The sequence below is a fragment of the Rhizobacter sp. P5_A1 genome (assembly GCF_056400745.1).
This window is the reverse complement of the sequence record NZ_JBFUKR010000003.1, coordinates 301,563-326,452: the sequence shown is the minus strand read 5'-3', so window position 1 is coordinate 326,452 and position 24,890 is coordinate 301,563. Positions and strand designations below refer to the sequence as shown.

The window sequence follows — 24,890 nt, the reverse complement described above, 5'->3', positions numbered from 1 at the left end:
CGATGCACCGCGACGAACCCGCCACCGATCCGGCCACAGGCGCCGTCGCGCGGCTCTCGCTCGCGAGCGCGCCGAGCGCCCATCGGCCCGCGGGCCAGCCGGTGACGCTCGCGCCGCGCGATGCCGCGCTGCTCGCCTGGCTCGCGCTCGAAGGGCCGACGCCGCGCGCCCGGCTCGCGCAGCTGCTGTGGCCGCACAGCGCGCCCGAGGCCGCCGGCAACGCGCTGCGGCAGCGCCTGTTCCAGCTGAAGAAGCAGCTCGGCATCGACCTCGTGCACGGCACCGGCGTGCTCGCGCTCGCCGCCGGCGTGAGCCACGACCTGCACGATTCCGACGCCGTGCTCGGCGAGGCGTTGCACGACTTCGGCGCGGAATACGCCGCCTGGCTCGCGCAGCAACGCGAGCGGCGGCGCGCGCGCATGCGCCAATCGCTGATCGAGCTCTGCGATCTGGCCGAGCGGGTGCAGGATCACGCCGACGCCCTCTCGTACGCCGGCGAGCTGCTCGCGCTCGAGCCGCTCTCCGAAGACGCGCACCGCCGCGTGATGCGGCTGCATTACCTGGCCGGCGACCGCGCCGCCGCGCTGCTCGCGTTCGACCGCTGCGAGCAGGTGCTGAAGGACGAGGTCGGCGCGCGCCCCTCGGCGCCGACGCTGGCGCTGCTCGACACCATCGTCGCGAGCGAACGCATCACCGCCGGGCCGGATCGGCGCCTGCCCGCCGCGGTGCTGCGCCCGCCGCGACTGGTCGGCCGCGACGATGAAATGCGCCGCGCCGCGGCGGCCTGGGCGGCCGGCCAGATCGTGTGGATCGGCGGCGAGGCCGGCATGGGCAAGTCGCGCCTGCTGCAGGAGCTGATCGCGTCGCGGCCGGGCGGCCTGATCGCCGCGGCACGGCCCGGCGACGCGCTCGTGCCGCATGCGGCGCTCGCGCGGCTGCTGCGCGCGGTGCTCGAGCGCGTGCCCGAGGCGATGGCGGCGGCGCCGCGGGCCGAGATCGCGCGGCTGCTGTCGGAAACGGCAACCGCCGAGGCCGCGCCGCCGCTCGAGGCCGGATCGCCGGTCGCCCGGCAGCTCGCGGCGCAGCGCGGCGCGCTGGCGCTGCTGCGCGCCGCGCAGGCGGCCGGCGTCGGCGCGCTCGCGCTCGACGACCTGCAGTTCGCCGACGAAGCCAGCCTCGAAATGCTCGCCGCGCTCGCCGACGCCGACGCGCTGCCCGGCCTGGCCTGGGCCTTCGCGCAGCGCCCCGCGGACGGCGCGGCCGACGCGCTCGCGGCGCTGCACGACGCGCTGCTCGAAGGGCAGCGCTTGCAGCCCTTGCGGCTCGCACCGCTGACCGGTGGCCAGCTGCACGCCTTGGTCGAATCGCTGGCGCTCGACGGCGTCGACGCCGTGCCGCTCGCCGAGCAGTTGCACCGCCACACCGGCGGCAACCCGCTCTTCGCGCTCGAGACCTTGCGCCAGGCCTGGGTCGAGGGGCGCGCCAGCGGCAGCCAGCCGCTGCCGCGGCCGGTGAGCGTCGCGCGGCTGATCGAGCGACGGCTCGCGCGGCTCTCGGCCGGCGCAGTGCGGCTCGCGCGTTGCGCCGCCGTCGCGGGCCAGGATTTCTCGATCGACCTTGCGACGCAGGTCCTGGGCGTGCCGGTGCTCGACCTCGCCGACGCCTGGGCCGAGCTCGAGCGCGCCCAGGTGCTGCGCGACGGCGCGTTCGCGCACGACCTGATCTTCGAGGCGGTGCTGGCGTCGGTGCCGCGGCCGATCGCGCGTCACCTGCACGGCCAGATCGCGAGCTTCCTCGCCGCCCATCGCGGTGCGCCGGGACGGCTCGCGCTGCACTGGTCCGAGGCCTGCCAGTGGGCGCTGGCCGCGGCGAGCTTTCTGCAGGCCGCCGAGCAGGCCCGGCACGGCGCACGCGTGCTCGACGCGGCGGCGCTGCTGGAGCGCGCCGCGCACGCATTCGAGTCGGCCGGCGACGCTGCCGCGCGCTTCGACGCCTGGCTGCGGCGCGCGCAACTCTTCGCCGCCTTCGAGTTCGCGGAGCGCGCGCAGGCCGCGATCGAGGTGCTCGATGCGATCGCGTCGAACGAGCGCGAACGACTGCAGGCGTTGCACGTGCGGCTCAAGCTGCACGAGATGCGCTTCGACGCCGAGCCGGTGCTGCGCCAGGCGCCCGGCGCGATCGCGGCGGCGCGGCGCCTCGGCGACCTGCCGCTCGAGCTGGGATTCGCGCTGCCGCTGGCCTACGGGCTGAGCGGCATGCGCCGCGCCGACGAGGCGGTGGCGCTGCTCGAACCCTACGCCGCATCGGCCGACGCGCTGGACAGCCTGGACCTGCGCTTCGAGTTCTTCATGGCGCTGGCCTACGCGCTGGACTACGCGAATCGCTTGCGCGACGCGTTGGTCACCTGGGATCGCTCGCTCGCATTGCCGGGTCTGGCGCAGCGCTCCGACCTGCTCTGGCAGGCGCTGTCGAACCGGTCGGCGACGCTCGCAAAGATGGGCCTGGTGCTGGCCTCCGCCGAGGCTGCCGAACAGGCGCTGCAGCGCGTGCGCAGCAGCGGCGAGATGCCGGTGCTGCGCGTGATGCAGACGCAGGGTTCGGTCGCGACGCGGCTGCGCGACATCGGCCGCTATCGCGACGCGCTCGGCCTGCTGGAGGAGGCTCACGCGGTCTTCGGGCGCGCCGAGCTGCCGCCCGAGGCGGCCTCCGTCGAGCACGCGCTCGCCGTCTGCTACCAGCAGCTGGGGCAACCCGAGCGCGCCCGGCCGCTGCTGGCGATCCCGCATGCCGGGCTGCAACCCGGGCTGGCCGTGATGCGGCTGGTGCACCGCGCCGACCTGCTGCGCCAGCTCGGCGGCGACGGCCTGCCGCTGCTGCGCGAAGCCCAGGCGATCCTGCCCGACCCGAACGACATCTACCACCGCATCGCGAGCCTGTTCGCGACCTGGCTCGTGCCGCCGGACGAGGGCGAGGCCCTCGGCGCGAGCCTGGCGGTCTGGGCGACCGCGCGCGAGCGCTTCGGCGTCGCGCTGTCCGGCCACGTGCGCGCCGCGGCCTGCGGGCTCGCGCTCGGCGCGGCGTCGCGTGCGCAGCCGCATGTCGAGGCGGCCTTGCAGCTCGCGCGCACGCACCAGCCCTACACCTACTACCTGCCGGAGCTGTGGCTGGTCGCGGCGCGCGTGTTCGACGCGGTCGGACAGATCGACGCCGCACGCCGCGCGTCGCAGAGCGGGCGCGCATGGGTCGTCGCCGTGCATGACGCGCAGGTCCCCGAGGCTTTCCGGCCGAGCTTCCTGCAGCGCAACCCGGTCAATCGCGAGCTGCTCGCGCTGGCGGCGCGGCTCGCGTGAGCAGTGAGGCGTGCGCCATGCGCCTCAGCGCGGCCGGCGCCGGCGCGCCAGCGCTGCGACGCCGGCGAGCCCGCCGAGCATCAGCGCCCAGGTCGACGGCTCGGGCACCGGCGCGATCGCGTTGAAGGCGGTGACGCGCAGGTTGTCCATCGCCCACGATTCGTCGTCGAGCGACTGCAGGCCCTCGCCTTCCATCCAGAACTCGATCGTCACGTTCGAGCCGCTGTGCGCGAAGTGCTGGAAGCGCGGGTCGGCGCCGAGGTCATAGGCGCTGTCGCGGTAATAGCCGCCCGGGCCGGTGAAGCCGAGGTCGACCTTGCGCGCGAGCTCGACGCCGGGCGGCGGCGCGTACGACTGCACCTGGCTGTCGTCCGCGTTCGCGAACGACTCGCGGAAGGTCGTGACGCCGTCAATGTCGATGCGAAAGTAGTCGCCCGACGGGAAGCTGCCGGTGCCGTCCAGCGAATCGATCGCGGCGAACAGAAACTGCACGCTCAGGGCATCGTGGGCCGGCAGGCCGGCGAGCGTCAACGTGACCTTGTTCGCGGTCGCGCTGCGCAGGAACTGGCCGCCGAACTGGTTGCCCGGCTGGCCGAGACCGGCATAGCCCTGCACGCCGGCGAGCAGTGCGCTGCCGGGATTCAGCGGGGCCGGGATGGCGGCGTCGAAGTCGCTGGCGTAGACGAGCTGCGCCTGTGCGGCCGCCGCGGCGGCCAGCGCCGCCGCGGCGACGAGCGCTCTGATGCGGGTCGATTTCATCGCGGATCCTCCTGAGTGGTTTGCGAGCCGGGCCACTCTAGAAGTCACGGCGTTATGAATGCGTTAGGCAAGCGAGCCGACGGCTGCACGAGCTTACAAAGTTCGCGGCACCTCCCGTCGATCGGCGTGTCGCTCCCGCGTCGTATCGGTGTGGGCACGCATCCTGTGCCCGCACAACGTCCACAGGAGAAGTGCCATGGGTTATGTCGATGGATTTGTCGTTGCCGTGCCGACCGCGAATCGGGACGCGTACCGCCAGCACGCCGAGCGCGCGGGCAGGATCTTCAAGGAGCATGGTGCCCTGAGCGTCGTCGAATGCTGGGGCGACGACGTTCCCGAAGGCAAGCTGACCTCGTTCACGATGGCCGTCAAGCGCGAGCCGAACGAGGCCGTCGTGTTTTCGTGGGTCACGTGGCCGTCGCGCAAGGTGCGCGACGAGGGCTGGAAGAAGGTGATGGCCGACCCGCGCCTGCAGCCCGACACGAACCCGATGCCGTTCGACGGCAAGCGGATGATCTATGGCGGGTTCGAGACGATCGTGAGTCTGTAGCGCTCGAGGTCACGAACGCGTGGTCGGCGCCGTGCCGGGCCGCAGCGTGCCGGTGCGGTCGGCGAACAGCGCCTTGCGTTCGGGACTCGGCTGCAGGATCAGCCGCACCAGCAGCCCCATCTGCTCGACGTATTCGGTGCCGGCGATCGTGTAGCCGAGCTTGAGCTTCGCGATCAGCACCGCGTTGTTGGTCGCGACGTGCTGCGAGCTGATCAGCAGGCCGCCGCGTTCGCGCACGAGTTGCTCGACCGTGTTCAGCATGCGCGTGTACAGACCCTGCCGGCGGTACGCCGGGTCGACCGCCGACAAGCCGATGTAGAAGTTGCCGCCGACCTCGAACCAGCCGCTGCTGCAGCCGATCTGGCGCTCGCCGTCGAACGCGGCGATGCGGATGCGCGCCGGCTTCGGCAGCGCCTCGCGCAAGGCCTGGTTGCGCGCCTCGACCTCGGGGCCGACGAGTTCGCGCATCTGCTGCTGGCGCGCCTCGTTGCCGAAGATCGGCTCGGTCAGCGCGGCCATCGCGGCCTCGTCGAAGGTCTCGACCTGGCGGATCTCGATCATCGACGAAGGCAGGCTGCGACCTACAAACCGGCCGCCGCGCGCAGCGTGGCGGCCTTGTCGGTGCGCTCCCACGTGAACTCCGGCTCCTCGCGCCCGAAGTGGCCGTAGGCGGCGGTCTTCTCGTAGATCGGGCGCAGCAGGTCGAGCATCTGGATGATGCCCTTCGGGCGCAGGTCGAAGTGCTCCTGCACGAGCGCCGAGAGCTTGTCGTCGGGCAGCACGCCGGTGCCTTCGGTGTAGACCGTGATGTTCATCGGCCGCGCGACGCCGATCGCGTAGGCGACCTGGATCTGGCACTGCCGCGCCAGGCCGGCCGCGACGATGTTCTTCGCGACGTAGCGCGCGGCGTACGCGGCCGAGCGGTCGACCTTGCTCGGGTCCTTGCCCGAGAACGCGCCGCCGCCGTGCGGGCAGGCGCCGCCGTAGGTGTCGACGATGATCTTGCGGCCGGTCAGGCCGCAGTCGCCCTGCGGGCCGCCGATCACGAAGCGCCCGGTCGGGTTGATCAGGAACTTCGTCTCCTTCAGCCACTCCTTCGGCAGCACCGGGCGGATGATCTCTTCGATGATCGCCTCGACGAACGACGGCTTCATCGTCGTCGCGGTCTCGCTCTGGTCGGGGCTGTGCTGGGTCGACAGCACGACGGTGTCGATCGAGTGCGGCTTGCCGTCGACATAGCGCATCGTCACCTGGCTCTTCGCGTCGGGGCGCAGGAACGGCAGCCGGCCGTCCTTGCGCAGCTGCGCCTGGCGCTCGACGAGGCGGTGCGCGTAGTAGATCGGCGCGGGCATCAGCTCGGGCGTTTCGTCGCAGGCGTAGCCGAACATCAGGCCCTGGTCGCCGGCGCCGATGTTCAGGTGGTCGTCGCTCGCGTGGTCGACCCCCTGCGCGATGTCGTTGCTCTGCTTGTCGTAGGCGACGAGCACCGCGCAGCCCTTGTAGTCGATGCCGTATTCGGTGTTGTCGTAGCCGATGCGCTTGATCGTGTCACGCGCGACCTGGATGTAGTCGACGTGCGCGTTGGTCGTGATCTCGCCGGCGAGCACGACCAGGCCGGTGTTGGTCAACGTCTCTGCGGCGACGCGCGAGAGCGGGTCCTGCGCGAAGATCGCATCGAGGATCGCGTCCGAGATCTGGTCGGCGACCTTGTCGGGGTGACCCTCGGAAACGGACTCGGACGTGAAAAGGAAATCGTTCGACACTCTTAAACTCCCAGTAGATTGCAGGTTCTGCGTTGCCGGCCTGAAACCTCTGGAGGAGCGGCGAACGCTTTAGCGGCATTTGTTGAGCGGCAGGGCCTGCCACCCGGCGCCTGCCTTGCACTCACAAGGCCTGCGCATCGCCCGCAAGTAGTTCAAATTAACTCGGCGATGACCCGATTATAAGAAGATGCTGAGTCTGTTCCGCTGGCTTGCCCGCCGTCCCCTGTGGTTTCTGCACGCGATCGGCGCCGCGCTCGGCTGGATCACGTATGCGGCCTCGCCGTCGTATCGGCGCCGCTTCAACGAGAACGTGCGCCAGGCCGGCATCGCGCCGGCCGACGCGCGGCCCGCGATCGCCGCGGCCGGCCGCATGGTCGCCGAAGCTCCGCTGCTGTGGCTGCGACCGCCCGACGAGCCGATCGGCCCGCAGCTGAACTGGCACGGCCGCGAGCTGATCGAGGACGCACTGCGCGGCGGCCGCGGCGTGGTCATGCTGACGCCCCACATGGGCAGCTTCGAGGTCACTGCGCAGGCATTCGCGCAGGACATCGGCCCGATCACCGTGTTGTACCGGCCGGCGCGCAAGGCTGCGCTGCGCCACGTGATGGACGAGTCGCGCGCGCGCCCGGGTGTCGCGACCGCGCCGGCGACGCTTGCCGGCGTGCGCCAGATGATGCGTGCGCTGCGGCGCGGCGCGGCGGTCGGCCTGCTGCCCGACCAGGTGCCGCCGGACGGCATGGGCGTGTGGGTGCCGTTCTTCGGCAAGCCGGCCTACACGATGACGCTCGCCGCGCGCCTGGTGCAGCAGACCGGCGCGGTGCCGCTGCTGATCTGGGGCGAGCGCCTCGCGCACGGCGCCGGCTACGCGGTGCGGGTCAGTGAACTCGGCGAGACGCTGCCGAGCGTCGATGCCCCTCAGGCAGAATCCGCCGCGATCATCAACCGGGCGATGGAACGCTTGATCCGGCGGTGCCCGCAGCAATACCTGTGGGGCTACAACCGGTACAAGCAACCGCGCCCGGCCGAACCGTCCGCTTGAGAACGGTCGCACAAGAACGACGAGGAGTGACGTTGGGCGCTCGGATCCTGCTGGGCTTGCTGTGGCTCCTGCATTGCCTGCCGCTGGGCGTGCAGGCGGCGCTCGGCCGCGGCCTGGGCGGCCTGCTGTACGCGGTGGCCGGCGCGCGCCGCGGCATCGCGCTGCGCAACATCGCGCTGTGCCTGCCCGAGCAGGCGCCGGCGCAGCACGAGGCGCTGGCGCGCGAGCATTTCAGGTGGCTGGGCCGCAGCATCCTGGAGCGCGGGCTGCTCTGGTATGCATCGCCGCAGCGGCTGCGGCGCCTGATCCATGTCGAGGGCGACGTGCTGCTCGCCGAGCGCAGCGAGCGCCCCGTGATGTGGCTGGTGCCGCACTTCATGGCGCTCGATGTCGCCGGTGTCGCGGTGCTGCTGTTCCAGAAGCGCAAGGGCATCTCGATCTACCAGGAACAGAGCGATCCGGTGATGGACGCCGCGATCCGCCGTGGCCGCCTGCGCCTGGGCAATGCCGAGATCTTCCCGCGCGACGAATCGGGCAAGGCCTTGTTCCGCGCGATCCGGCGCGGCGATGCGTTCTTCAACCTGCCCGACATGGACTTCGGCGAGCGCGACGCGGCGTTCGTGCCGTTCTTCGGCATTCCGGCCGCGACCCTGCTCGCGCCGTCGCGGCTCGCGCGCGCGCTGAACATGGTCGTGCAGCCGGTCGTCGCCGAGACGCTGCCGGGCGGTGCCGGCTATCGCGTGCGCTTCCTGCCGCCCTGGGACGACTTCCCGACCGACGACCCGGTGCGCGACACCACCGCGATGAACGCGTGGATCGAGTCCGAGATCCGCCGCCTGCCGGCCCAATACCTGTGGGTGCACAAGCGCTTCAAGACGCGGCCGCGGGGCGAAGCGCCGCTCTATTGACGCGCCCGTCGCGCTCTGGCGAAACCGGCCGCGCGGCCATAATCGCGGCATGAGGCTTCGGTTCACCAAGATGCAGGGCGCGGGCAACGACTTCGTCGTGCTCGACGGCACGCGCGAACGCGTCGAGCTCACGCCCGAACAGATCCAGAAACTCGGCGATCGCCGCTTCGGCGTCGGCGCCGACCAGATCCTGATGGTCGAGCGCAGCAGCACGCCGGGCATCGACTTCGGCTACCGCATCTTCAACGGCGGCAGTGGCGACGAGGTCGAGCACTGCGGCAACGGCGCGCGCTGCTTCGTGCGCTTCGTCAACGAGCACGGCCTGTCGAGCCAGCGAACCCTGCGCGTGCAGACGATGAACAACACGCTCGAACTGCGCCTGCAGGACGATGGCCGCGTGACGGTCGACATGAACGCGCCGGTCTTCGACCTGGCGCGCGTGCCGTTCGACGCGTCGGGGCTGAGCCCACGCGAGCTCGGCACCTTCGCACTGTGGCCGCTGGATGTCGGCGACCAGAACGTCGAGGTCGCGGTGCTGTCGATGGGCAACCCGCACGCGGTGCAGATCGTCGCCGATGTCGACGACGCGCCGGTCGAGAGCATCGGCCCGGCGGTCGAGAGCCACACGCGGTTCCCGCGCCAGGTCAACGCCGGCTTCATGCAGATCGTCAGTCGCACGCAGATCCGGCTGCGCGTCTACGAGCGCGGCGCCGGCGAGACGCTGGCCTGCGGCACCGGCGCCTGTGCGGCGGTCGTCGCCGGCATCCGGCTCGGGCTGCTTGATGCGCGCGTCGAGGTGGAAGCGCGCGGCGGGCGCCTGACGATCGAATGGCAGGGCGCGGACAACCACGTGCTGATGACCGGCCCGGCCGAAACAGTCTTTGACGGAGAGATCGAACTATGAGCAGCGAACCATGACGAGCGGCGTGCAGGGCATCACCGAGGCCGACATCGCGAACTACCTGGCGAACACGCCGGGCTTCTTCGAGCGCCACGCCGAGCTGCTCGGCAGCGTGCAGCTCACGAGCCCGCACGGCCAGCGCGCGGTCTCGCTGCAGGAGCGGCAGATGGAGATGCTGCGCGACAAGATCCGCGGCCTCGAAGGCAAGATCATCGAGATGATCCGCTACGGGCAGGACAACGTCGGCATCGCCGACCGGCTGCATCGCTGGACGCGCGCGCTGATGCTCACCGCGCAGCCTGCCGAACTGCCGGGCGTGCTGGTGCGCGAGCTGATGCACCAGTTCATGATCCCGCAGGCCGGCATCCGCGTCTGGGGCGCGGCATCGGCCTACTCCACGCTCGATTTCGCGCAGCCGGTCAGCGACGACGTGAAGCTCTTCGCCGGCAGCCTGGGCCTGCCGTACTGCGGCGTCAACTCCGGCTTCGAAGCCGCGCAATGGCTCGACGAACCGCTCGGCGCGAAGTCGATGGCCTTGATCCCGCTGCGCGGCGAGGCCGCCGCTGCGGCCGATCAGCCGCCGAGCGCCGCGTTCGGCATGCTGGTGCTGGCCTCGCCCGACCCGACCCGCTACACCGCCGACATGGGCACCGAGTTCCTCGTGCGCATCGGCGAGATCGCCGGCGCCGCGCTGTCGCGGCTGCTGCCGGCGCGCACCTGATCGCCTGCCGATGACCGACGCGGCGCCGCGGCTGGCCGAGGCACCGGCGCTCGACGCGGATGTGCGGCGTCACCTCGTCCACCTCGAAGTCGAACGCCGCCTCGCGGCCCGCACGCTCGCGCTGTACCGCGAGGCCTTCGCGAAGCTACAGGCCTTCGCCGCGGCGCAGTCGCTGCCACTGCGCGAAGTGCAGGTCCAGCACATCCGCCGTTGGGCCGCGGCGTTGCACGGCCAGGGCTTGGCGCCGCGCAGCATCGCGCTTGCGCTGTCGGCATGGCGCGGGCTGTACCGCTGGCTCGGGCGCGACGGGCTGGTCGCGCTGAATCCGGCCGACGGCGTGCGTGCGCCGAAGGCCGCGAAGCCGCTGCCGAAGGCCTTGTCGGTCGACCTGGCGATGGCCTTGGCCGACGCGCCGAAGGCCGGCGCGGGCGATCCGGCCGAGACGCCCGCCGTCGCGGCGCGCGACCAGTGCATCGTCGAGCTGCTGTATGGCTGCGGGCTGCGCGTCGGCGAGCTCGTCGGGCTCGACCTGCGGCCCGGCGGCGCGGGCTGGATCGACATCGCCGACGCCAGCGCGATGGTGCTCGGCAAGGGCAGCAAGCGACGCAGCGTGCCGGTCGGTGCCGCGGCGATGAACGCGCTGCATGCGTGGCTGGCGCTGCGCGACGAGCTCGCGCGCGACGACGAGCCGGCGCTGCTCGTCGGCAGCCGCGGCGCGCGCATCAGCGCCGGCCAGGTGCGCGCACGACTGAAGCTGCGCGCGCTGCGCGCCGGACTGCCGACGCACGTGCACCCGCACATGCTGCGGCATTCGTTCGCGACCCACGTGCTGCAGTCCAGCGGCGACCTGCGCGCGGTGCAGGAGCTGCTCGGCCACGCCAACATCACCACCACGCAGGTCTACACCAAGCTCGACTTCGGCCACCTGTCGAAGGTCTACGACGCCGCGCATCCGCGGGCGAAGAAGCGATGAAGGTCATCACGCTGCACGAAGGCCGCGAGCGTTCGCTGCTGCGCCGCCATCCGTGGGTCTTCGAGTCGAGCGTCGCCGGTGGCAAGGCCGACAGCGGCGAGACCGTGCGCGTGCAGGCGCGCGACGGCCGCTTCCTGGCCTGGGCGGCCTACAGCCCGAACTCGATGATCCGGCTGCGTGCCTGGAGCTTCGTCGAGTCCGAGCGCATCGACGCCGCGTTCTTTGCGGGCCGCATCCGCCGCGCGCTCGCGGTGCGCGAGAGCCTGCAGATCGCGAGCTCCGGCGTGCGCCTGATTCACGGCGAGGCCGACGGGCTGCCGGGCCTGATCGTCGATCGCTACGGCGACACGCTGTGCGCACAGATCCTCTCGGCCGCGGCCGAACGCTGGAAGGGTGTGATCGCCGCCGAGCTGCTGCGCGCCAGCGGCGCGAGCCGGCTGTACGAGCGCAGCGACGCCAGCGTGCGCGGCCTTGAAGGGTTGCCGGCGCGCACCGGCTGGATCGAGGGCGACGGCGCCACGCGGCTCGGCATCGACGAACACGGCTGGCGCTTCGAGGTCGACGTCGCGACCGGCCACAAGACCGGCTTCTACCTCGACCAGCGCGACAACCGCCGGATCTTCGCCGACACGGTGCGCCAGTTCGGCTACCAGCGCGTGCTGAACTGCTTCTGCTACACCGGCGGCTTCAGCGTCGCCGCGCTGGCCGGCGGCGCGACCGACGTCACCAGCGTCGACTCGTCCGGCCCGGCGCTCGCGCAGGCCGACTCGCACGTCGCGCTGAACGGCTTCGATCCGGCGCGCCACCGCACCCTCGATGCCGACGTGAACCGCAGCCTGCGCGAGATGATCGAGCGCGGCGAGCGTTTCGACGCGATCGTGCTCGACCCGCCGAAGTTCGCACCGAGTGCCGCACATGCCGAGCGCGCCGCGCGTGCCTACAAGGACATCAACCGCCTCGCGTTCCTGCTGCTGCGCCCGGGCGGCGCACTGTTCACGTTCTCGTGCTCGGGCGGCGTCAGTGCCGACCTGTTCCACAAGATCGTCGCCGGCGCCGGGCTCGACGCCGGCATCGACGCGCGCATCCACGCCCGGCTCGGTGCGGCGCCGGATCACCCGATGACGGTGACCTTTCCGGAGGGCGAGTACCTGAAGGGTCTGGTGCTCGTCAAGCTCTGAGGGCTTCGAGGCAGGAAGCGCAGGGGCCCCGGTTCGCGGGGGTCACGGCGCCGAGCAATTCGCTTACAAACAACCCGGCTGCGAGTGACTTCGCAAATCTTTTCACGATTCCGGGGAGAAGCGTCTTGAAAATGAATCATCACCTGAAGCGCGCCGCGAACGTCGTCGGCTGGCTGGCCGGCCTGGCGCTGACGATCGCGGCACCCGCGAGCCATGCCGATGTTCTCGGCGGCACGGTGGTTCCATTGATCAGCGCCGGCGCGCCGCCGGATTCGCCGACCGCTCGAGTCGATCCCAACACGCCGACATCCGCGTTCTCGGGCGTGGTCAGCATCAACATCCGCTACGCCAATGGCGATTCGTTCATCTGCTCCGGCACGTTGGTTTCTGCGCGCGATGTCGTGACCGCCGGTCACTGCGTCGACTCGAACGGCAAGGGCACCTTGATCGACCTGAACAAGCCCGGCAACGACGTGCGGGTGGTGTTCAACGCGAGCACCGTCGTCGGCAGCCCGGGCCGGGCCATCATCACGGCGGACAAGGTGTCGATGAACCCGTACTACCAGGGCTTCGGCAATTGTCCGTACGCCACGACGACCGATTTCTGCGTCAACGACGACGTGGCCGTGATTCACATGAACCAGGATGCGCCGGCCGACGCCAAGATCTATCGCCTGTACACCGGCCTCACGGGGACCGGCACGCTCGACACCCTGGTCGGCTACGGCCGCTCCGGCGACGGCATCAACGGCTACACCACCGGCCCTGACTTCCGCATCAAGCGCACCGGCCAGAACGTCTGGGACCTGTTCGATCGCGATGACGAACAGCAATTCGCCGGCGGCCCGAACGAGGTCTGGTATTCGGACTTCGATGGCGGCGGCCAGGATACCTTCTGCACCAAGTTCAACGTCTGCACGGCGATCCTCGCGAACGACAAGGAAACGAACATCGGCGGTGGCGATTCGGGTGGCCCGTCGTTCCTCTTCGACGGCAGCGAGTACTTCCTGATGGGCAACAACACCTTCGGTGGCACGTTCCAAGGGCAGATTCCGGGCACCTTCGGCACCTACTTCGGCGGCATCGTGCTCGGCGCCTATGCCGACTACCTGATCGACGCGACCGAGGGCCGCATCATGATCATGGTTCCGGAACCCGAGACCTATGCGCTGATGCTGGTCGGCCTCGTCGCGGTGGGCGCTGTCGCGCGCCGTCGCAAGGCGGCCTGAGCGAAGCGGCGCCAGCGCGCTGCCATCGGCCGACGGCACCCGCGGGTGCCGTTTTTCATGTCGGCAGCGGAATCGCAGTTTCATACTTCGCACGCCGCACGCTGAAGAAGCTCTTCACGTTCCGCACATTGGCGTCCTGCGTGAACAGGCGTGCGACCAGCGCGTTCCAGGCCGGCATGTCGGCCACTTGCAGCATCAGCACGAAGTCGGGCCCGGGGGTCACGCGGTGGCACTGCTGAACCGCCGCGTCCGCGACCGCGCGTTGCTCGAACGCCGCCAGGTGTTCGGCGCCCTGGCGATCGAGCACGACCTCGGCGATCGCGATCAGCCCGGCGCCCACGCGCTCGGGCGAAAGGATCGCGACCCGGCGTTCGATGACGCCCTGATCGACGAGCCGCTTGACGCGCCGCAGACAGGTCGGCGGCGAGGTGTGCGTGGCGGCAGCCAGGTCCAGGTTGGACAGCGATGCATCGCGCTGGAGCTGATCGAGCAGGCGCAGATCGATGGCGTCCAGCGTGACCGAATAAACCAACTTTGACTCATTCATGAATTGTTCAACCGTTCATCGCATTCGATGAAATTATGCATCTCACGTGCGAAAAATTCGATCACATCCGTCGCTCATGGCGCCATACGATTCCGCCTGCCCTCACTCCCCGAAAGCCCTCCATGTGCGGAATCGTCGGTGCCGTCAGCACCCGCAACATCGTCCCGATCCTGATCGAGGGCCTGAAGCGGCTCGAATACCGCGGCTATGACTCGTGCGGCGTCGCGGTCCACCAGGACGGCGAACTGAAGCGCGCCCGCAGCACCGCGCGCGTCGCCGAGCTCGAGGCCGAGGTCGCACGCGACGCGGTGAACTCCGGCACCGGCATCGCGCACACGCGCTGGGCGACGCACGGCGCGCCGCTCGTGCACAACGCGCACCCGCACTTCAGCCGCGGCCCCGGCGTCTCGGACGCCGCCGTGGCGGTCGCCGGCGGCAGCGCGCAGGCCGGGCGCATCGCGCTGGTCCACAACGGCATCATCGAGAACCACGACGAGCTGCGCGCCGAGCTGATCGCGCGCGGCTACCTGTTCAGCAGCCAGACCGACACCGAGGTCATCGCGCACCTCGTCGATCACCTGTACGACGGCGACCTGTTCGACGCGGTGCAGCGCACGACCTTGCGGCTGCGCGGCGCATTCGCGATCGCGGTGTTCTGCCGCGACGAGCCGCACCGCGTGATCGGCGCGCGCGCCGGCTCGCCGCTGGTGCTCGGCATCGGCAGCGGCGAGCGCGCCGGCGAGACCTTCCTGGCCTCCGACGCGATGGCGCTGGCCGGCGTGACCGACCAGATCGTCTACCTCGAGGAGGGCGACGTCGTCGACCTGCAGCTCGGCAAGCACTGGATCGCGCAGCGCGACGCGAGCGGCGCCTACCGCAGCGTGCAGCGCGAGGTGCGCACCGTGGTCGCGCACAGCGGCGCGGCCGAGCTCGGCCCGTACCGCCACTACATGCAGAAGGAGATCTTCGAGCAGCCGAAGGCGATCGCCGACACGCTCGACGCGGTGCCCGGCATCTCGCCCGAGCTGTTCGGCGACGGCGCGCACCGCGTGTTCAAGGAAGTCGACTCGGTGCTGATCCTGGCCTGCGGCACCAGCTACTACGCCGGCTCGGTCGCGAAGTACTGGCTCGAGAGCATCGCGAAGATCCCGACCAGCGTCGAGGTCGCGAGCGAGTACCGCTACCGCGACAGCGTGCCGAACCCGCGCACGCTGGTCGTCACGATCACGCAGAGCGGCGAGACCGCCGACACGCTCGCCGCGCTGAAGCATGCGCGTGCGCTCGGCATGGCGCACACGCTGACGGTGTGCAACGTCGCGACCAGCGCGATGGTGCGCGAGTGCAGTCTCGCGTACATCACGCGCGCCGGCGTCGAGATCGGCGTCGCGTCGACGAAGGCGTTCAGCACGCAGCTCGTCGGACTGTTCCTGCTGACCCTGGCGCTCGCGCAGACGCGCGGCCTGCTGAGCGACGCGCAAGAGGCGACGCACCTGAAGGCGCTGCGCCACCTGCCGGTCGCGGTGCAGGCGGTGCTCGCGCTCGAACCGCAGGTGATCGCATGGGCCGACGAGTTCGCGCGCAAGGAGAACGCCTTGTTCCTCGGCCGCGGCCTGCACTATCCGATCGCGCTCGAAGGCGCGCTGAAGCTGAAGGAGATCAGCTACATCCACGCCGAGGCCTACCCGGCCGGCGAGCTCAAGCACGGCCCGCTCGCGCTCGTCACCGCCGAGATGCCGGTCGTCACGGTCGCGCCGAACGACACGTTGCTCGAGAAGCTGAAGAGCAACCTGCAGGAAGTGCGCGCGCGCGGCGGCGAACTGTTCGTGTTCGCCGATGCCGACACGCGCATCGAGAGCAGCGAAGGCATGCATGTGATCCGCATGCCCGAGCACTACGGCCCGCTGTCGCCGATCCTGCACGTCGTGCCGCTGCAGCTGCTCGCGTACCACACCGCCTGTGCGCGTGGCACGGACGTCGACAAGCCCAGGAATCTGGCCAAGAGCGTGACCGTCGAGTGACGGGCGCACTTGGCCCAGCGGGAATCGTGTTCAATCCGGTCTGTCGACACCGACGTTCCGGAATGCTGCGATGAAGGCGAAGAGGATTGCGCTCGGGCTGCTTGCCCTTCTCGTCGTGGCCGGGTTTGCCGGCTGGTTCAGTCTCGACAAGGAGACGCGCGGGCTGCTGGTCACGCTGCCGACCAACCGCGACGTCCTGTTCTGGAGTCAGCCGCAGCGCGACGCGGCATTTCGCGCGCTCGATCGACTGCCTGTTCTGGCCAAGTCGCGGGTCGTGCCCGCCGGCAGCACACCGATGCCGCTGCCGCCGGGCCCGCCGCTGAAGCTGCCACTCGACGTCGATGCCTACATGGCCGGCCAGCGCAGCGCGGCCCTGCTGGTCGTGCACGACGGCAAGCTGCGCCTGGAGCGCTATGGCCTGGGCTTCGACCGCAGCGGACGCTGGACCAGCTTCTCGGTGGCCAAGTCCATCACGTCGACGCTGGTGGGCGCGGCGATCCGTGACGGCCACATCCGGAGCATGGACGACAAGGTCAGCGACTACATCCCGGAGATGAAAGGCTCGGCCTACGACGACGTCAGCATCCGCCAGCTCATGACGATGACCTCGGGCATCCGGTGGAACGAGGACTACGCCGACCCGAACTCGGACGTGGCGCGGTTCAACAACCACCCGCCCGAGGACGGTGTCGATGCACTCGTGAGCTACCTGCGGCGCCTGCCGCGCGAGGCGCCCCCGGGAACGCGCTGGCACTACAGCACGGGGGAGACGAACCTCGTCGGTGTCCTGCTCAGCCGGTCGACGAAGAAGCCGTTGGCGACATACCTGTCGGAAAAGATCTGGGTGCCCGCCGGCATGGAGCAGCGGGCCACCTGGATACTCAGCCGCACCGGCCAGGAGATCAGCGGCTGCTGCGTCCAGGCGGCGACGCGCGATTTCGCGCGCCTCGGGCTCTTCATCCTGAACGGTGCCCGCGTCAACGGGCGAAGCATCGTGCCGGAAGGCTGGCTCGCCGAAGCCACGACCGAGCGCATCGACATTGGCCGGCCCGGGCGCGGTTATGGCTACCAATGGTGGACGTACGCCGACGGCTCCTTCGCTGCGCGCGGCATCTTCGGCCAAGGGATCTTCATCGACCCGAAGCGCAGACTCGTGATCGCCTCCAACGCCGACTGGGCGGGAGGAGCCAGCGACCACGTCGCCAGCGAGGCGCGAGAGACCTTTTACCGCACGGTGCAGAAAGCCATCGACGCCGAGGCGGCAGGCCTGTGATCAGAATCGGCGGCCGCGCGACTCGGCGGGTGCAACGTGAGCCCATCCACGCCGCTGCGTGACACCGAATCCGCCAGGAAGCCGGCCGCGCGCAGGTCGTCCAGCGCCGCGTCGATCCACTTCAGCCGATCACCGCGGTCCAGAGGTACTGCGATGGTTTGCGGCACGCCATAGAGGTTGTCGGGCAGCAGCCGGAGCGAGATCACGATCCCGCGCGTCGACGTCGCGGTCGACTGCGGGCCGATGGTCAACCCGGATCGCGTGCGCTCGCAGATCGCTGCGCGATCAGCTGGCGGCGCCGGTTTGACGCGCTGAGGGATTGCGGTTCGCTTGCGCGCGGACTATGTTGACTGCACGTGGCGCCGACGCTGTCGGCGCCACGCAGTGGCGCGAACGCGCCGCGACTCGTTGGAGGCACGGCGCGCTCGCGCGTTGTCGGAAGCAGCAGGCAACCCGCGCGGGTTGGAAAGGAGCATCACATGTTGGGCGAACGGATAGGCGAAGACATCGGCAGGGTCACGTCGCAACGAGTGCTCCCGACCGCCCACGGAGCGCCGCGGATGGAAACCTCGTTCCAGGCCAGCGGCTCGATCTACGGTGTGCAGGCCACCGACACGGGCACCTACGTGGCCACGATGCGCCCCGATGGCACGCTGTACGGCGAAGGCCAGGGCATCCTGATGGGCAAGGGCGGCGAGGCTGCCACCTGGACCGGCCAGGGCGTCGGCACGATGAAGAAAGACGGCTCGATCAGCTACCGCGGCGCGTGCTACTACCAGAGTGCATCGCCGCCCTGGGCGAAGCTGAACGGCATCGCGGGCCTCTTCGAATACGAGGTCGATGCGCAGGGCAACACGAAGGGCCAGCTCTGGGAATGGAAGTAGTCTGAGAACTTCCCCGCCTCGCCCCGAGGCGCCGTGAGCGGAGGTCCTCCCGGCCAGGACCCCGCGCTGGTGCGCCGCCTGCTGCGCGCGAAGGACCGGATGGACGCCGCCTCGCACGAGGCCTGGCCCGTCCGGCGCCTGGCGCGCGTGAGCGGCGTTTCCGAGGCCCACTTCGCGCGCTCGTTCAAGCAGGCCTTCGGCGTCCCGCCGCACCGGTACCTGCTCACGCGGCGCATCGAGCGGGCGACGGCGCTGTTGCGCGACACCGAGCTGGCCATCACCGAGATCGCCTTCCGCACGGGATGGGGCAGCCTGGGCACGTTCGGGCGCACCTTCCGCGACATCACCGGCGCGAGCCCGGGCGCGATCCGGGCGCGCGGGAGGATCGCGGCGCACGATCTCGGCCGCGTCCCCGCCTGCATCGTCAGCGCCGCCCACCGGCCCGACCTCACGACAGCAGTTTCGGAGAAGCGGCGCCGGGTGGCCGGCGGTATAAACGGCTCCGAACAAAAGGAGGTCCCATGAGCCAGGGTGTCGAAGTGGTCGGTCTGTACGTGCAGGATCAGGACGAAGCGCTCGCGTTCTACGTCGAGAAACTCGGGTTCCACGTCCACACGGATGTGCGCAACGGCGACTATCGCTGGCTCACGGTGCAGCACCCGGAACAGCCGTCGTTCCAGCTCGGCCTGTTCACCCCGGGGCCGCCGGTGCTCGACCCCGCAACGGCGCAGACGCTGCGCGAGATCGTGGCCAAAGGCGCGATGCCGCCGCTCGTGCTGGTCGTGGACGATTGCCGCGCCGCCCACGACCGGCTGCGCGCCCGCGGCGTCGAGTTCACGCAGGAGCCCGTGGACCGCTACGGTACCGTGGACGCCGGCTTCCGCGACCCGTCGGGGAACGGGTGGAAGATGATCGAGGCGCGCCGCTGAGGCCGTGGGGCAGATGGACATGAACAAGGACCCGTCGAAGAGCGCCGAGTCGCCCTCCGAACTGATCGACGCGAAGATCGACGCGCTGGGCGACTGGCGGGGCGAGATGCTGGCCCGGCTGCGCGCCCTGATCAAGGAGGCCATCCCCGACGTGGTCGAGGAGTGGAAGTGGCGAACACCCGTCTGGTCGCAGCACGGCATCATCTGCACCGGCGAGACCTACAAGAAGGCCGTGAAGATGACCTTCGCCAAGGGCGCCGCGCTGCCCGACCCTTCGGGCCTCTTCAATTCCAGTCTCGAAGGCAACGTCAGGCGCGCGATCGACTTCCGTGAGGGCGAGAAGCTCGACGTGAAGGGCCTGAAGGCCCTCGTCCAGGCGGCGGCGGCAGCGAACAAGTCTTCGGCTCGCCGCTAGTCTGCTAGCCAGCACGCGCCCGGGAGGGCATCGTGCCGCCGCGTACGCTTGCACACAGTCAGGAGCCCCGCGCGCGGGCAAACTAGCGGCCCGAACCTGGCGTTGCGCCAGTTGCTTCGGTGTTTCCAACCCGCTCTTTCTGCAGCGTCCCGGCGCCGCCGGTGGGCGCCGCACTTCATACGATTCACCAATGGCTGCTTCATCGCGAAAACCAGATCCCAATCGGAGAACCTCCATGTCCACGGCTTCCACATCGAAACTGCGCGAAGTGAATTCCGATGCGGCACCGGCCTCGACGTCGAAGGCGCCGGTGGTGCGCGCCATCGACGTCGGCTTCGGCCTCGTCAAGCTCAGCCTGCGCAAGGCGAGCGGCATCGACTTCATCAACTTCCCCTCGATGGCCATCCCCGCCGACGCGAGCGCCGTGCGCACGCTGGGCACGCGCAAGCGCGATACCTTCGACGTTCCGGTCGGCGACGCGAGCTACGAAGTCGGCCGCGATGTCGGGCTGGCGCAGGCCGGCGGCAGCTTCGGCCGCGACGTGACCGACGAGTTCTACCGCGGCGCGATCTATGAGGCCCTGACGAAGGGCGCGCTTCGCTACATGCTCGAAGCGGGCGACCCGGTGATCGATGTGCTCGTGCTCGGCCTGCCGGTCAACCAGTACAACGACAGCAAGCGCCGCGACTTCCTGCGCTCGCACTACGAAGGCGAGATCCCGGTCGGCGACGGCAAGAAGGTCACGGTGCGCAAGGTGCTGGTGCAGGCGCAGCCAATGGGTGGCTACGCTGCGCTCGACGACCACCTCGAACCGCTCAACGACGTGATCGCGAAAACGCCTGGCGCGCTGAAGCCGCTGGCGAGCGGCGAAGCGCTCGACGATCTCTCGGTGCTGATGATCGACCCGGGCGAGCACACGCTCGACTGGCTCCTGATCCAGCAGGGCAGCATCAACCCGCGCGCCAGCGGCGCGGCCTCGGACGCCGGCCGGCACCGCGTCGTGCGCTCGGTGCTCGAATCGCTGGTCGCCGAGGTCGGCCGACCGCTCGGGCCGGCGGTGATGCCGCGCATCAACGATGCGTTGCGCGGCAGCAGCCCGGTGAAGCTGGCCGGCGTCGCGCACGACCTGCAGCACTTCGAGCCGGTCATCATGACGGTCGTCGAGGACTGCATCAACCGGATGGTCGACGGCCTGCGCGACGCACACGAGATCATCGACCTGATGGTGCTGGTGGGCGGTCACCCCGAACGCTATCGCGACGTGCTCGCGAAGCGCTTCCCGGCGATCCCGGTGTTCATCATGCCGGAGCCGATGTCGGCGAATGTGCGCGGCTTCCAGATGATCGGCGAGGCGGTCGCGGAGGAATCGGCGCCGGCCTGACAAAGCTCCGCGCCCGCGAGAACCATGGCCGTGCTTCAGCTGCAGGTCGACATCGACGGCGAGGTGTACCCGGAGCTCCATGACCTGCTGGCGTCGATCGGCAGCAGCGTGTCGCGCGAAGAACGGCTGCGCCAGTTGGCCGCGATCGGGCTGATCTGGGAACGAACTCGTCTGCGAGCCCAGGCCGACATCATCGAGTCCCTGCCCGGCGCGGTGGCGTCGGCGGTGCCGGCGCCGCCGCGCCACCTTCCGGTGCTGACCGACGTGGTCAACCCGACCGACTTCGCCGGCCCGAACCCGGCCGTCGCGCTCCCGGGCGCCGCAGACGGCAGCCGTATCGGCGCGAACGACCCGGTCCACGACTTGCCGGAGGCGCGCCAGAAGGCACACCGTTCGCGCCTGAAGCGCATGAAGGAACGAGGTCTGTTCAAGAACGAATGAAGCGCTGCTCCGACGCGCCGAGCGGTCAGAATCCGCATGAAGTCACCAGGAGGTCTTCCTCGACGAGACCGATCCGATGTCGTCGTCGACAAGCTCCTCGCTCAGCTGCCGGAGCAGGCCTGATCGAACCAGGTCGCCATCGTTTCGATCATCGCCTCGCGGACCTCGGCATCGGTCTGGCCGCTGCGCGCGCGGACATGGAACGCGTGGTCCGCGTCGTCGATGACCTTCAACGTGACGCGGTCAGCAAGCGGCGTCAAGACCTCCTGCAGCAGCGTCAGATCGGCGAGGTCGTCGCGCGTGCCCTGCAGGAACAGCATCGGGCAACCGACCTCGCGCAGATGCGCCGCGCGTTCCTGCGAGGGCTTGCCGGCCGGATGCAGCGGAAAGCCCAGGAACACGAGGCCGCGAACGCCTTCGAGCGGCGCCTCGGCCTGCGCCTGCGAGCTCATGCGGCCGCCGAACGACTTGCCGCCGGCGAAGAGCGGCACATCCGGCAGCCGGCGGCGGGCTTCCGCGACGGCGGCGCGCACGGCCGCGCGCGCGACCGGCGGCGCATCGGGTCGCTTCGAGCCACGCTCGATGAACGGGAACTGGAAGCGCAGCGTGGCCACGGCGCGCCTCGCGAGCCCCTCGGCCATGGCCGCCATGAACGGATGGTCCATGCCGGCGCCCGCGCCGTGCGCGAGGACGAGGCAAGCTCGCGGGTGCTCGGGAAGGCAGAACCATCCGGACACGGCGCTTGCGTCCGCGATCGGAACCGTGATCGGATGCAGCGACGCAGCCATCGGACAATCGCTCGCCGCTACTCGGGCTCGATACCCGCGGCCTTGATGACCTTGCCCCACTTCAGGGTCTCGGCGACCTGGAAGCGCGCGAGTTCATCCGGCGTGGTCGTCCACGCTTCGGAGCCTGCGGTGTCGAAGAAGGACTTCGCCGCCGCGCTCCTGACGCCATGGACGAGCAACTCGTTGAGCCGCGCGACGACGGCCGGCGGCGTTCCGGCCGGGACGTAGGCAGCAAACCAGTAGCCCATGTCGTAGCCCTTGACGCCGGCTTCGGCGATGGTCGGCACGTCGGGCAGCTGCACGCTGCGCTTTTGCGTCGAGTAGCCCAGCGCGCGCAACTTGCCGGCCTTTACTTGCGGCATCCCGGTCGAGGTGTCGGTGATCATCAGGTCGATCTGGCTGCCCAGCAGGTCGGTGATCGCGAGCGGATTGCTCTTGTAGGGTACATGCAGGATGTCGACACCCGCGAGCTGCTTGAGCATCTCGCCGGCGACCCGGCTCGACGAGCTGCCGCTGCCGAAGCTCAGCTTGCCGGGGCTCTTGTGCGCGGCCGCCAACAGGTCCGACACGCTCTTGTACGGCGAGTTTGCGTTGACGACGAGGATCTGGCCGCCCTTGCCCAGGCCGGTGACGGGCGCGAAATCCTTCACCGGATCGTAGGGCATCTTCTTGTAGAGGTGCTCGTTGGCCGCGTGCGTCGTGTTGCTGGTGATCAGCACGGTGTAGCCGTCCGCCGCGGCCCGGGCCGCCGACTGCGCGGCCAGCATGCCGCTGGCGCCGGCCTTGTTGTCGACGACGACCGCCTGCTTCGTCTGCTCGGTGACCGACTGGCCCAGCGCGCGTGCGAGCTGGTCGGTGGCGCTGCCGGCCGCGAACGGCACGATGAACGTGATCGGCTTCGACGGATAGGCGGCCTGCGCGGCGGCGCTGGCCGGCAGCGCGGCGGCGAGCACCAGGGCCGCTGTGCCGAGCAGGGTGCGGTGTCGTTGCGGTGTGAGCGAACGGGTCATTTCGAGTTTGTCTCCGGGTTGGGTCTGAAGCTTGTCGTGGCGGGCGTGCCGGCGAGGTGATTCTGCAAGTCGGCCGGCACCTCGAGCGGCATGTCCAGCAGCAGGAAGGACAAGGCCTTGCCGTGGCTGTCGAGGTTCAACGAGTCGTTGACGCCGCCGTCGAGAACCTCGTCGAGCACGAAGTTCATCGCATGCAGCGAGGGCAGCAGGAAGCGCTGGACGCGCGTCGGCCGCCGGTGCGCGAAGCGCTGCGCGACGGCACGCTCGGTGATCTGCGCGACGAGCAGCGGGTACAAGGCCGGGTTCCACGCGATCACGCTGATGTTCGAGCGATTGCCCTTGTCGCCGGTGCGGGCGTGGGCCGCGCGCCAGAGCGGTTCGGTGCTGCTGCTGCTCATGAAGTCCCCTGTTGCGCATCGGCGAAATCGAAGCGTGCCGCGACCAGATGCCGCGGCATCAGGAACGACAGCGTGCCGAGCGTCGGCCTGAGCGAGGTGCGGACGCCGCCGCCGCCGGCCGGCCCGCAGGTGTACAGCGCGACGATCTCGCGTGCCAGGCGCTCGGCCTGCGCGCGCTCGGTGTGCCGCCATGCGATGCGCAGCCGCACATCGGTGGCGCCGGAATCGGCGCGCGCCGCGAGCCAATGCCCGGCATCGTCGGCCATGACGCTGGCAACCCCGATCAGGTCGACACGCAACGGCCCGCTGCCGGCGAGGCGTTCGCGGATGATCTCGGCGGCCAGCCGCGCACGCGCTTCGGCGCGCGGCCCCGCATACGAGATCTCGCCCTCCGCAAGCCAGCCCGACGCGAAGCACGCGTTGACCTTCAGCGATTCGGTGCGCGGATGGCCGCGCACGCCGCGCAGGCGCACCCGGTCGTTGCCCACTGGCTCGACCTGCGCATGGCTCAGATCGGCCACGACATCCGGCGTGACATAGGCCGCCGGGTCGTGCACCTCGTACAGCAGCTGCTCCTTGACGATGTGTTCGTCGATGCGCCCGCCGCTGCCCGCCGGCTTCGTGATCACGCACTCGCCGTTCGCGTCGATCTCGGCGATCGGGTAGCCGAGTCGGGCGAGGCCGGCCACGTCCTTGAGTCCCGGATCGGCGTAATAGCCGCCGGTGACCTGCGCGCCGCATTCCAGCAGGTGCCCCGCCATCGTCGCGCCGGCCAGGCGCGCCCAGTCGTCCGGCGCCCAGCCGAAATGCGCGATCGCCGGGCCGACCGTCAACGACGGATCGGCGACCCGCCCGCAGACGACGATCTGCGCACCCGCGACCAGCGCGGCGGCGATCGGTTCGGCCCCGACATAGGCATTCGCGCTGACGAGTTCGCGACCGGCGAGCGCGCCTTGCAAGCCGCCGGTCAAGGCGTCTCGGTGCCTGGCGCCGGACACGTCGTCTCCGCTGACCACCGCGATGCGCGGCGCCGCGAGACCGAGCTCACGCGCCAGCGCCGCGATCCGCCGCGCCGCACCCTGCGGATTGGCCGCGCCGAAATTGCTGACGATGCGGATCCCGTGCGCGAGACAGTCGCCGAGCACCGGCCGCAGCATCTCGTCGAGCAGCGGCTCGTAGCCGAGTTCCGGATTCGCCCGGCGCGCGATCTGCGCCAGGGCCAGCGTGCGCTCGGCCAGCGTCTCGAAGATCAGCACCGACGGGCCACCCGACGCGATCAGCGCATCGACGACCGGACGCGCGGCATCGGTGCGGTCGCCGGAGAACCCGGCAGCACAGCCCACGCGCAACACGCCCTGGTTGTTCATCGATCTCCGTCGGGTCGTTGGTATGCGCCGCAATGTAGGGGCACGGCGCCCGCTTGTGAATTCGATTC

25 protein-coding genes and 2 pseudogenes are annotated in these 24,890 nt (G+C 70.1%); 18 read left to right on the top strand and 9 right to left on the bottom strand.

The features are described 5' to 3' along the window. The first annotated feature begins 2 nt into the window (after positions 1-2). Complete coding sequence (locus tag AC1DTW_RS05085) at positions 3-3,350, top strand: ATP-binding protein (protein WP_477979754.1); 3,348 nt, start codon at positions 3-5, stop codon at positions 3,348-3,350. Positions 3,351-3,374: 24 nt separating this feature from the next. On the opposite strand, the gene AC1DTW_RS05080 is transcribed toward AC1DTW_RS05085, so the two are convergent. Next, entirely contained in the window at positions 3,375-4,109 is a 735-nt protein-coding gene (locus AC1DTW_RS05080) for a PEP-CTERM sorting domain-containing protein (RefSeq protein WP_477979752.1), read from the bottom strand. A 196-nt stretch (positions 4,110-4,305) separates the two neighbouring features. Here AC1DTW_RS05080 and AC1DTW_RS05075 point away from each other — a divergent pair, with 196 nt between their 5' ends. Continuing rightward, positions 4,306-4,659: a DUF1428 domain-containing protein gene (locus AC1DTW_RS05075; RefSeq protein ID WP_477979750.1), complete on the top strand. Its 354-nt coding sequence runs from the start codon at positions 4,306-4,308 to the stop codon at positions 4,657-4,659. A gap of 9 nt (positions 4,660-4,668) precedes the next feature. Here the strand turns inward: AC1DTW_RS05075 and AC1DTW_RS05070 are convergent, their stop codons facing one another. After that, the gene (locus AC1DTW_RS05070) at positions 4,669-5,220 is read right to left on the bottom strand and encodes a GNAT family N-acetyltransferase (RefSeq protein WP_477979748.1); all 552 of its coding nucleotides are present in this window, start codon (positions 5,218-5,220) and stop codon (positions 4,669-4,671) included. A 20-nt stretch (positions 5,221-5,240) separates the two neighbouring features. Beyond that, on the bottom strand, positions 5,241-6,422 hold the full coding sequence (metK, locus tag AC1DTW_RS05065) for a methionine adenosyltransferase (RefSeq protein ID WP_477979746.1): 1,182 nt from the start codon (positions 6,420-6,422) through the stop codon (positions 5,241-5,243). 187 nt (positions 6,423-6,609) lie between these two features. Here metK and AC1DTW_RS05060 point away from each other — a divergent pair, with 187 nt between their 5' ends. The 8 genes and pseudogenes from AC1DTW_RS05060 to AC1DTW_RS05025 form a co-directional block, all read left to right on the top strand. Further along, positions 6,610-7,461, top strand: coding sequence for a lysophospholipid acyltransferase family protein (locus AC1DTW_RS05060; RefSeq protein ID WP_477979744.1), 852 nt, complete (start codon positions 6,610-6,612; stop codon positions 7,459-7,461). Positions 7,462-7,487: 26 nt separating this feature from the next. Continuing rightward, positions 7,488-8,369 carry an LpxL/LpxP family acyltransferase gene (locus AC1DTW_RS05055; RefSeq protein WP_477979742.1) on the top strand — a complete coding sequence of 294 codons (882 nt, stop codon included), beginning with the start codon at positions 7,488-7,490 and terminating at the stop codon, positions 8,367-8,369. Between the two features lie 49 nt (positions 8,370-8,418). Next, on the top strand, positions 8,419-9,273 hold the full coding sequence (gene dapF / locus AC1DTW_RS05050; protein WP_477979740.1) for a diaminopimelate epimerase: 855 nt from the start codon (positions 8,419-8,421) through the stop codon (positions 9,271-9,273). A 10-nt stretch (positions 9,274-9,283) separates the two neighbouring features. After that, positions 9,284-9,991: a DUF484 family protein gene (locus AC1DTW_RS05045; protein ID WP_477979738.1), complete on the top strand. Its 708-nt coding sequence runs from the start codon at positions 9,284-9,286 to the stop codon at positions 9,989-9,991. A 10-nt stretch (positions 9,992-10,001) separates the two neighbouring features. Continuing rightward, positions 10,002-10,964 (top strand): tyrosine recombinase XerC, encoded by a 963-nt coding sequence (locus AC1DTW_RS05040; protein WP_477979736.1) that lies wholly within the window; start codon positions 10,002-10,004, stop codon positions 10,962-10,964. After that, positions 10,961-12,142 (top strand): class I SAM-dependent rRNA methyltransferase, encoded by a 1,182-nt coding sequence (locus tag AC1DTW_RS05035; protein WP_477979734.1) that lies wholly within the window; start codon positions 10,961-10,963, stop codon positions 12,140-12,142. The genes AC1DTW_RS05040 and AC1DTW_RS05035 overlap by 4 nt, the downstream gene beginning before the upstream one ends. A gap of 131 nt (positions 12,143-12,273) precedes the next feature. Further along, positions 12,274-13,188, top strand: a pseudogene (locus AC1DTW_RS05030) (trypsin-like serine protease); the annotation flags it as partial. A 99-nt stretch (positions 13,189-13,287) separates the two neighbouring features. Further along, positions 13,288-13,371, top strand: a pseudogene (locus AC1DTW_RS05025) (PEPxxWA-CTERM sorting domain-containing protein); the annotation flags it as partial. A 55-nt stretch (positions 13,372-13,426) separates the two neighbouring features. Here the strand turns inward: AC1DTW_RS05025 and AC1DTW_RS05020 are convergent. Beyond that, positions 13,427-13,918: an Lrp/AsnC family transcriptional regulator gene (locus AC1DTW_RS05020; RefSeq protein WP_477979732.1), complete on the bottom strand. Its 492-nt coding sequence runs from the start codon at positions 13,916-13,918 to the stop codon at positions 13,427-13,429. 122 nt (positions 13,919-14,040) lie between these two features. Here AC1DTW_RS05020 and glmS point away from each other — a divergent pair, with 122 nt between their 5' ends. Both glmS and AC1DTW_RS05010 read left to right on the top strand, forming a co-directional pair. After that, the gene (glmS, locus tag AC1DTW_RS05015) at positions 14,041-15,936 is read left to right on the top strand and encodes a glutamine--fructose-6-phosphate transaminase (isomerizing) (protein WP_477979730.1); all 1,896 of its coding nucleotides are present in this window, start codon (positions 14,041-14,043) and stop codon (positions 15,934-15,936) included. 70 nt (positions 15,937-16,006) lie between these two features. After that, positions 16,007-17,209 (top strand): serine hydrolase domain-containing protein, encoded by a 1,203-nt coding sequence (locus tag AC1DTW_RS05010; protein WP_477979727.1) that lies wholly within the window; start codon positions 16,007-16,009, stop codon positions 17,207-17,209. Here AC1DTW_RS05010 and AC1DTW_RS05005 read toward each other — a convergent pair. Then, a complete protein-coding gene (locus AC1DTW_RS05005) occupies positions 17,161-17,460 on the bottom strand; it encodes a hypothetical protein (RefSeq protein WP_477979725.1) in 300 nt (99 codons plus the stop codon). The genes AC1DTW_RS05010 and AC1DTW_RS05005 overlap by 49 nt on opposite strands. A 309-nt stretch (positions 17,461-17,769) precedes the next feature. Between AC1DTW_RS05005 and AC1DTW_RS05000 the strand changes: the two genes are divergently transcribed. The 6 genes from AC1DTW_RS05000 to AC1DTW_RS04975 all read left to right on the top strand — a co-directional run bounded on the left by AC1DTW_RS05000 (position 17,770) and on the right by AC1DTW_RS04975 (position 21,259). Continuing rightward, a complete protein-coding gene (locus tag AC1DTW_RS05000) occupies positions 17,770-18,093 on the top strand; it encodes a hypothetical protein (protein WP_477979723.1) in 324 nt (107 codons plus the stop codon). Between the two features lie 99 nt (positions 18,094-18,192). Beyond that, complete coding sequence (locus AC1DTW_RS04995) at positions 18,193-18,618, top strand: helix-turn-helix transcriptional regulator (protein ID WP_477979835.1); 426 nt, start codon at positions 18,193-18,195, stop codon at positions 18,616-18,618. Beyond that, positions 18,615-19,022: a VOC family protein gene (locus tag AC1DTW_RS04990; RefSeq protein ID WP_477979721.1), complete on the top strand. Its 408-nt coding sequence runs from the start codon at positions 18,615-18,617 to the stop codon at positions 19,020-19,022. The genes AC1DTW_RS04995 and AC1DTW_RS04990 overlap by 4 nt, the downstream gene beginning before the upstream one ends. 19 nt (positions 19,023-19,041) lie before the next feature. Beyond that, a complete protein-coding gene (locus tag AC1DTW_RS04985; protein ID WP_477979719.1) occupies positions 19,042-19,437 on the top strand; it encodes a DUF1801 domain-containing protein in 396 nt (131 codons plus the stop codon). Between the two features lie 235 nt (positions 19,438-19,672). Next, a complete protein-coding gene (locus AC1DTW_RS04980) occupies positions 19,673-20,818 on the top strand; it encodes a ParM/StbA family protein (protein ID WP_477979717.1) in 1,146 nt (381 codons plus the stop codon). Positions 20,819-20,842: 24 nt separating this feature from the next. Next, positions 20,843-21,259, top strand: coding sequence for a hypothetical protein (locus AC1DTW_RS04975; RefSeq protein WP_477979715.1), 417 nt, complete (start codon positions 20,843-20,845; stop codon positions 21,257-21,259). A 101-nt stretch (positions 21,260-21,360) separates the two neighbouring features. On the opposite strand, the gene AC1DTW_RS04970 is transcribed toward AC1DTW_RS04975, so the two are convergent. From AC1DTW_RS04970 to AC1DTW_RS04955, 4 genes are read right to left on the bottom strand one after another with little or no spacing between them, the layout of a single operon-like run. Continuing rightward, positions 21,361-22,047 (bottom strand): alpha/beta hydrolase family protein, encoded by a 687-nt coding sequence (locus AC1DTW_RS04970; RefSeq protein WP_477979713.1) that lies wholly within the window; start codon positions 22,045-22,047, stop codon positions 21,361-21,363. Positions 22,048-22,064: 17 nt separating this feature from the next. After that, a complete protein-coding gene (locus AC1DTW_RS04965) occupies positions 22,065-23,057 on the bottom strand; it encodes a Bug family tripartite tricarboxylate transporter substrate binding protein (RefSeq protein ID WP_477979711.1) in 993 nt (330 codons plus the stop codon). Then, a complete protein-coding gene (locus AC1DTW_RS04960) occupies positions 23,054-23,455 on the bottom strand; it encodes an AtuA-related protein (protein WP_477979709.1) in 402 nt (133 codons plus the stop codon). Before AC1DTW_RS04960 ends, AC1DTW_RS04965 begins: the two co-directional genes overlap by 4 nt. Continuing rightward, entirely contained in the window at positions 23,452-24,822 is a 1,371-nt protein-coding gene (locus AC1DTW_RS04955; RefSeq protein WP_477979707.1) for an acyclic terpene utilization AtuA family protein, read from the bottom strand. The genes AC1DTW_RS04960 and AC1DTW_RS04955 overlap by 4 nt, the downstream gene beginning before the upstream one ends. Positions 24,823-24,890 lie beyond the last annotated feature (68 nt).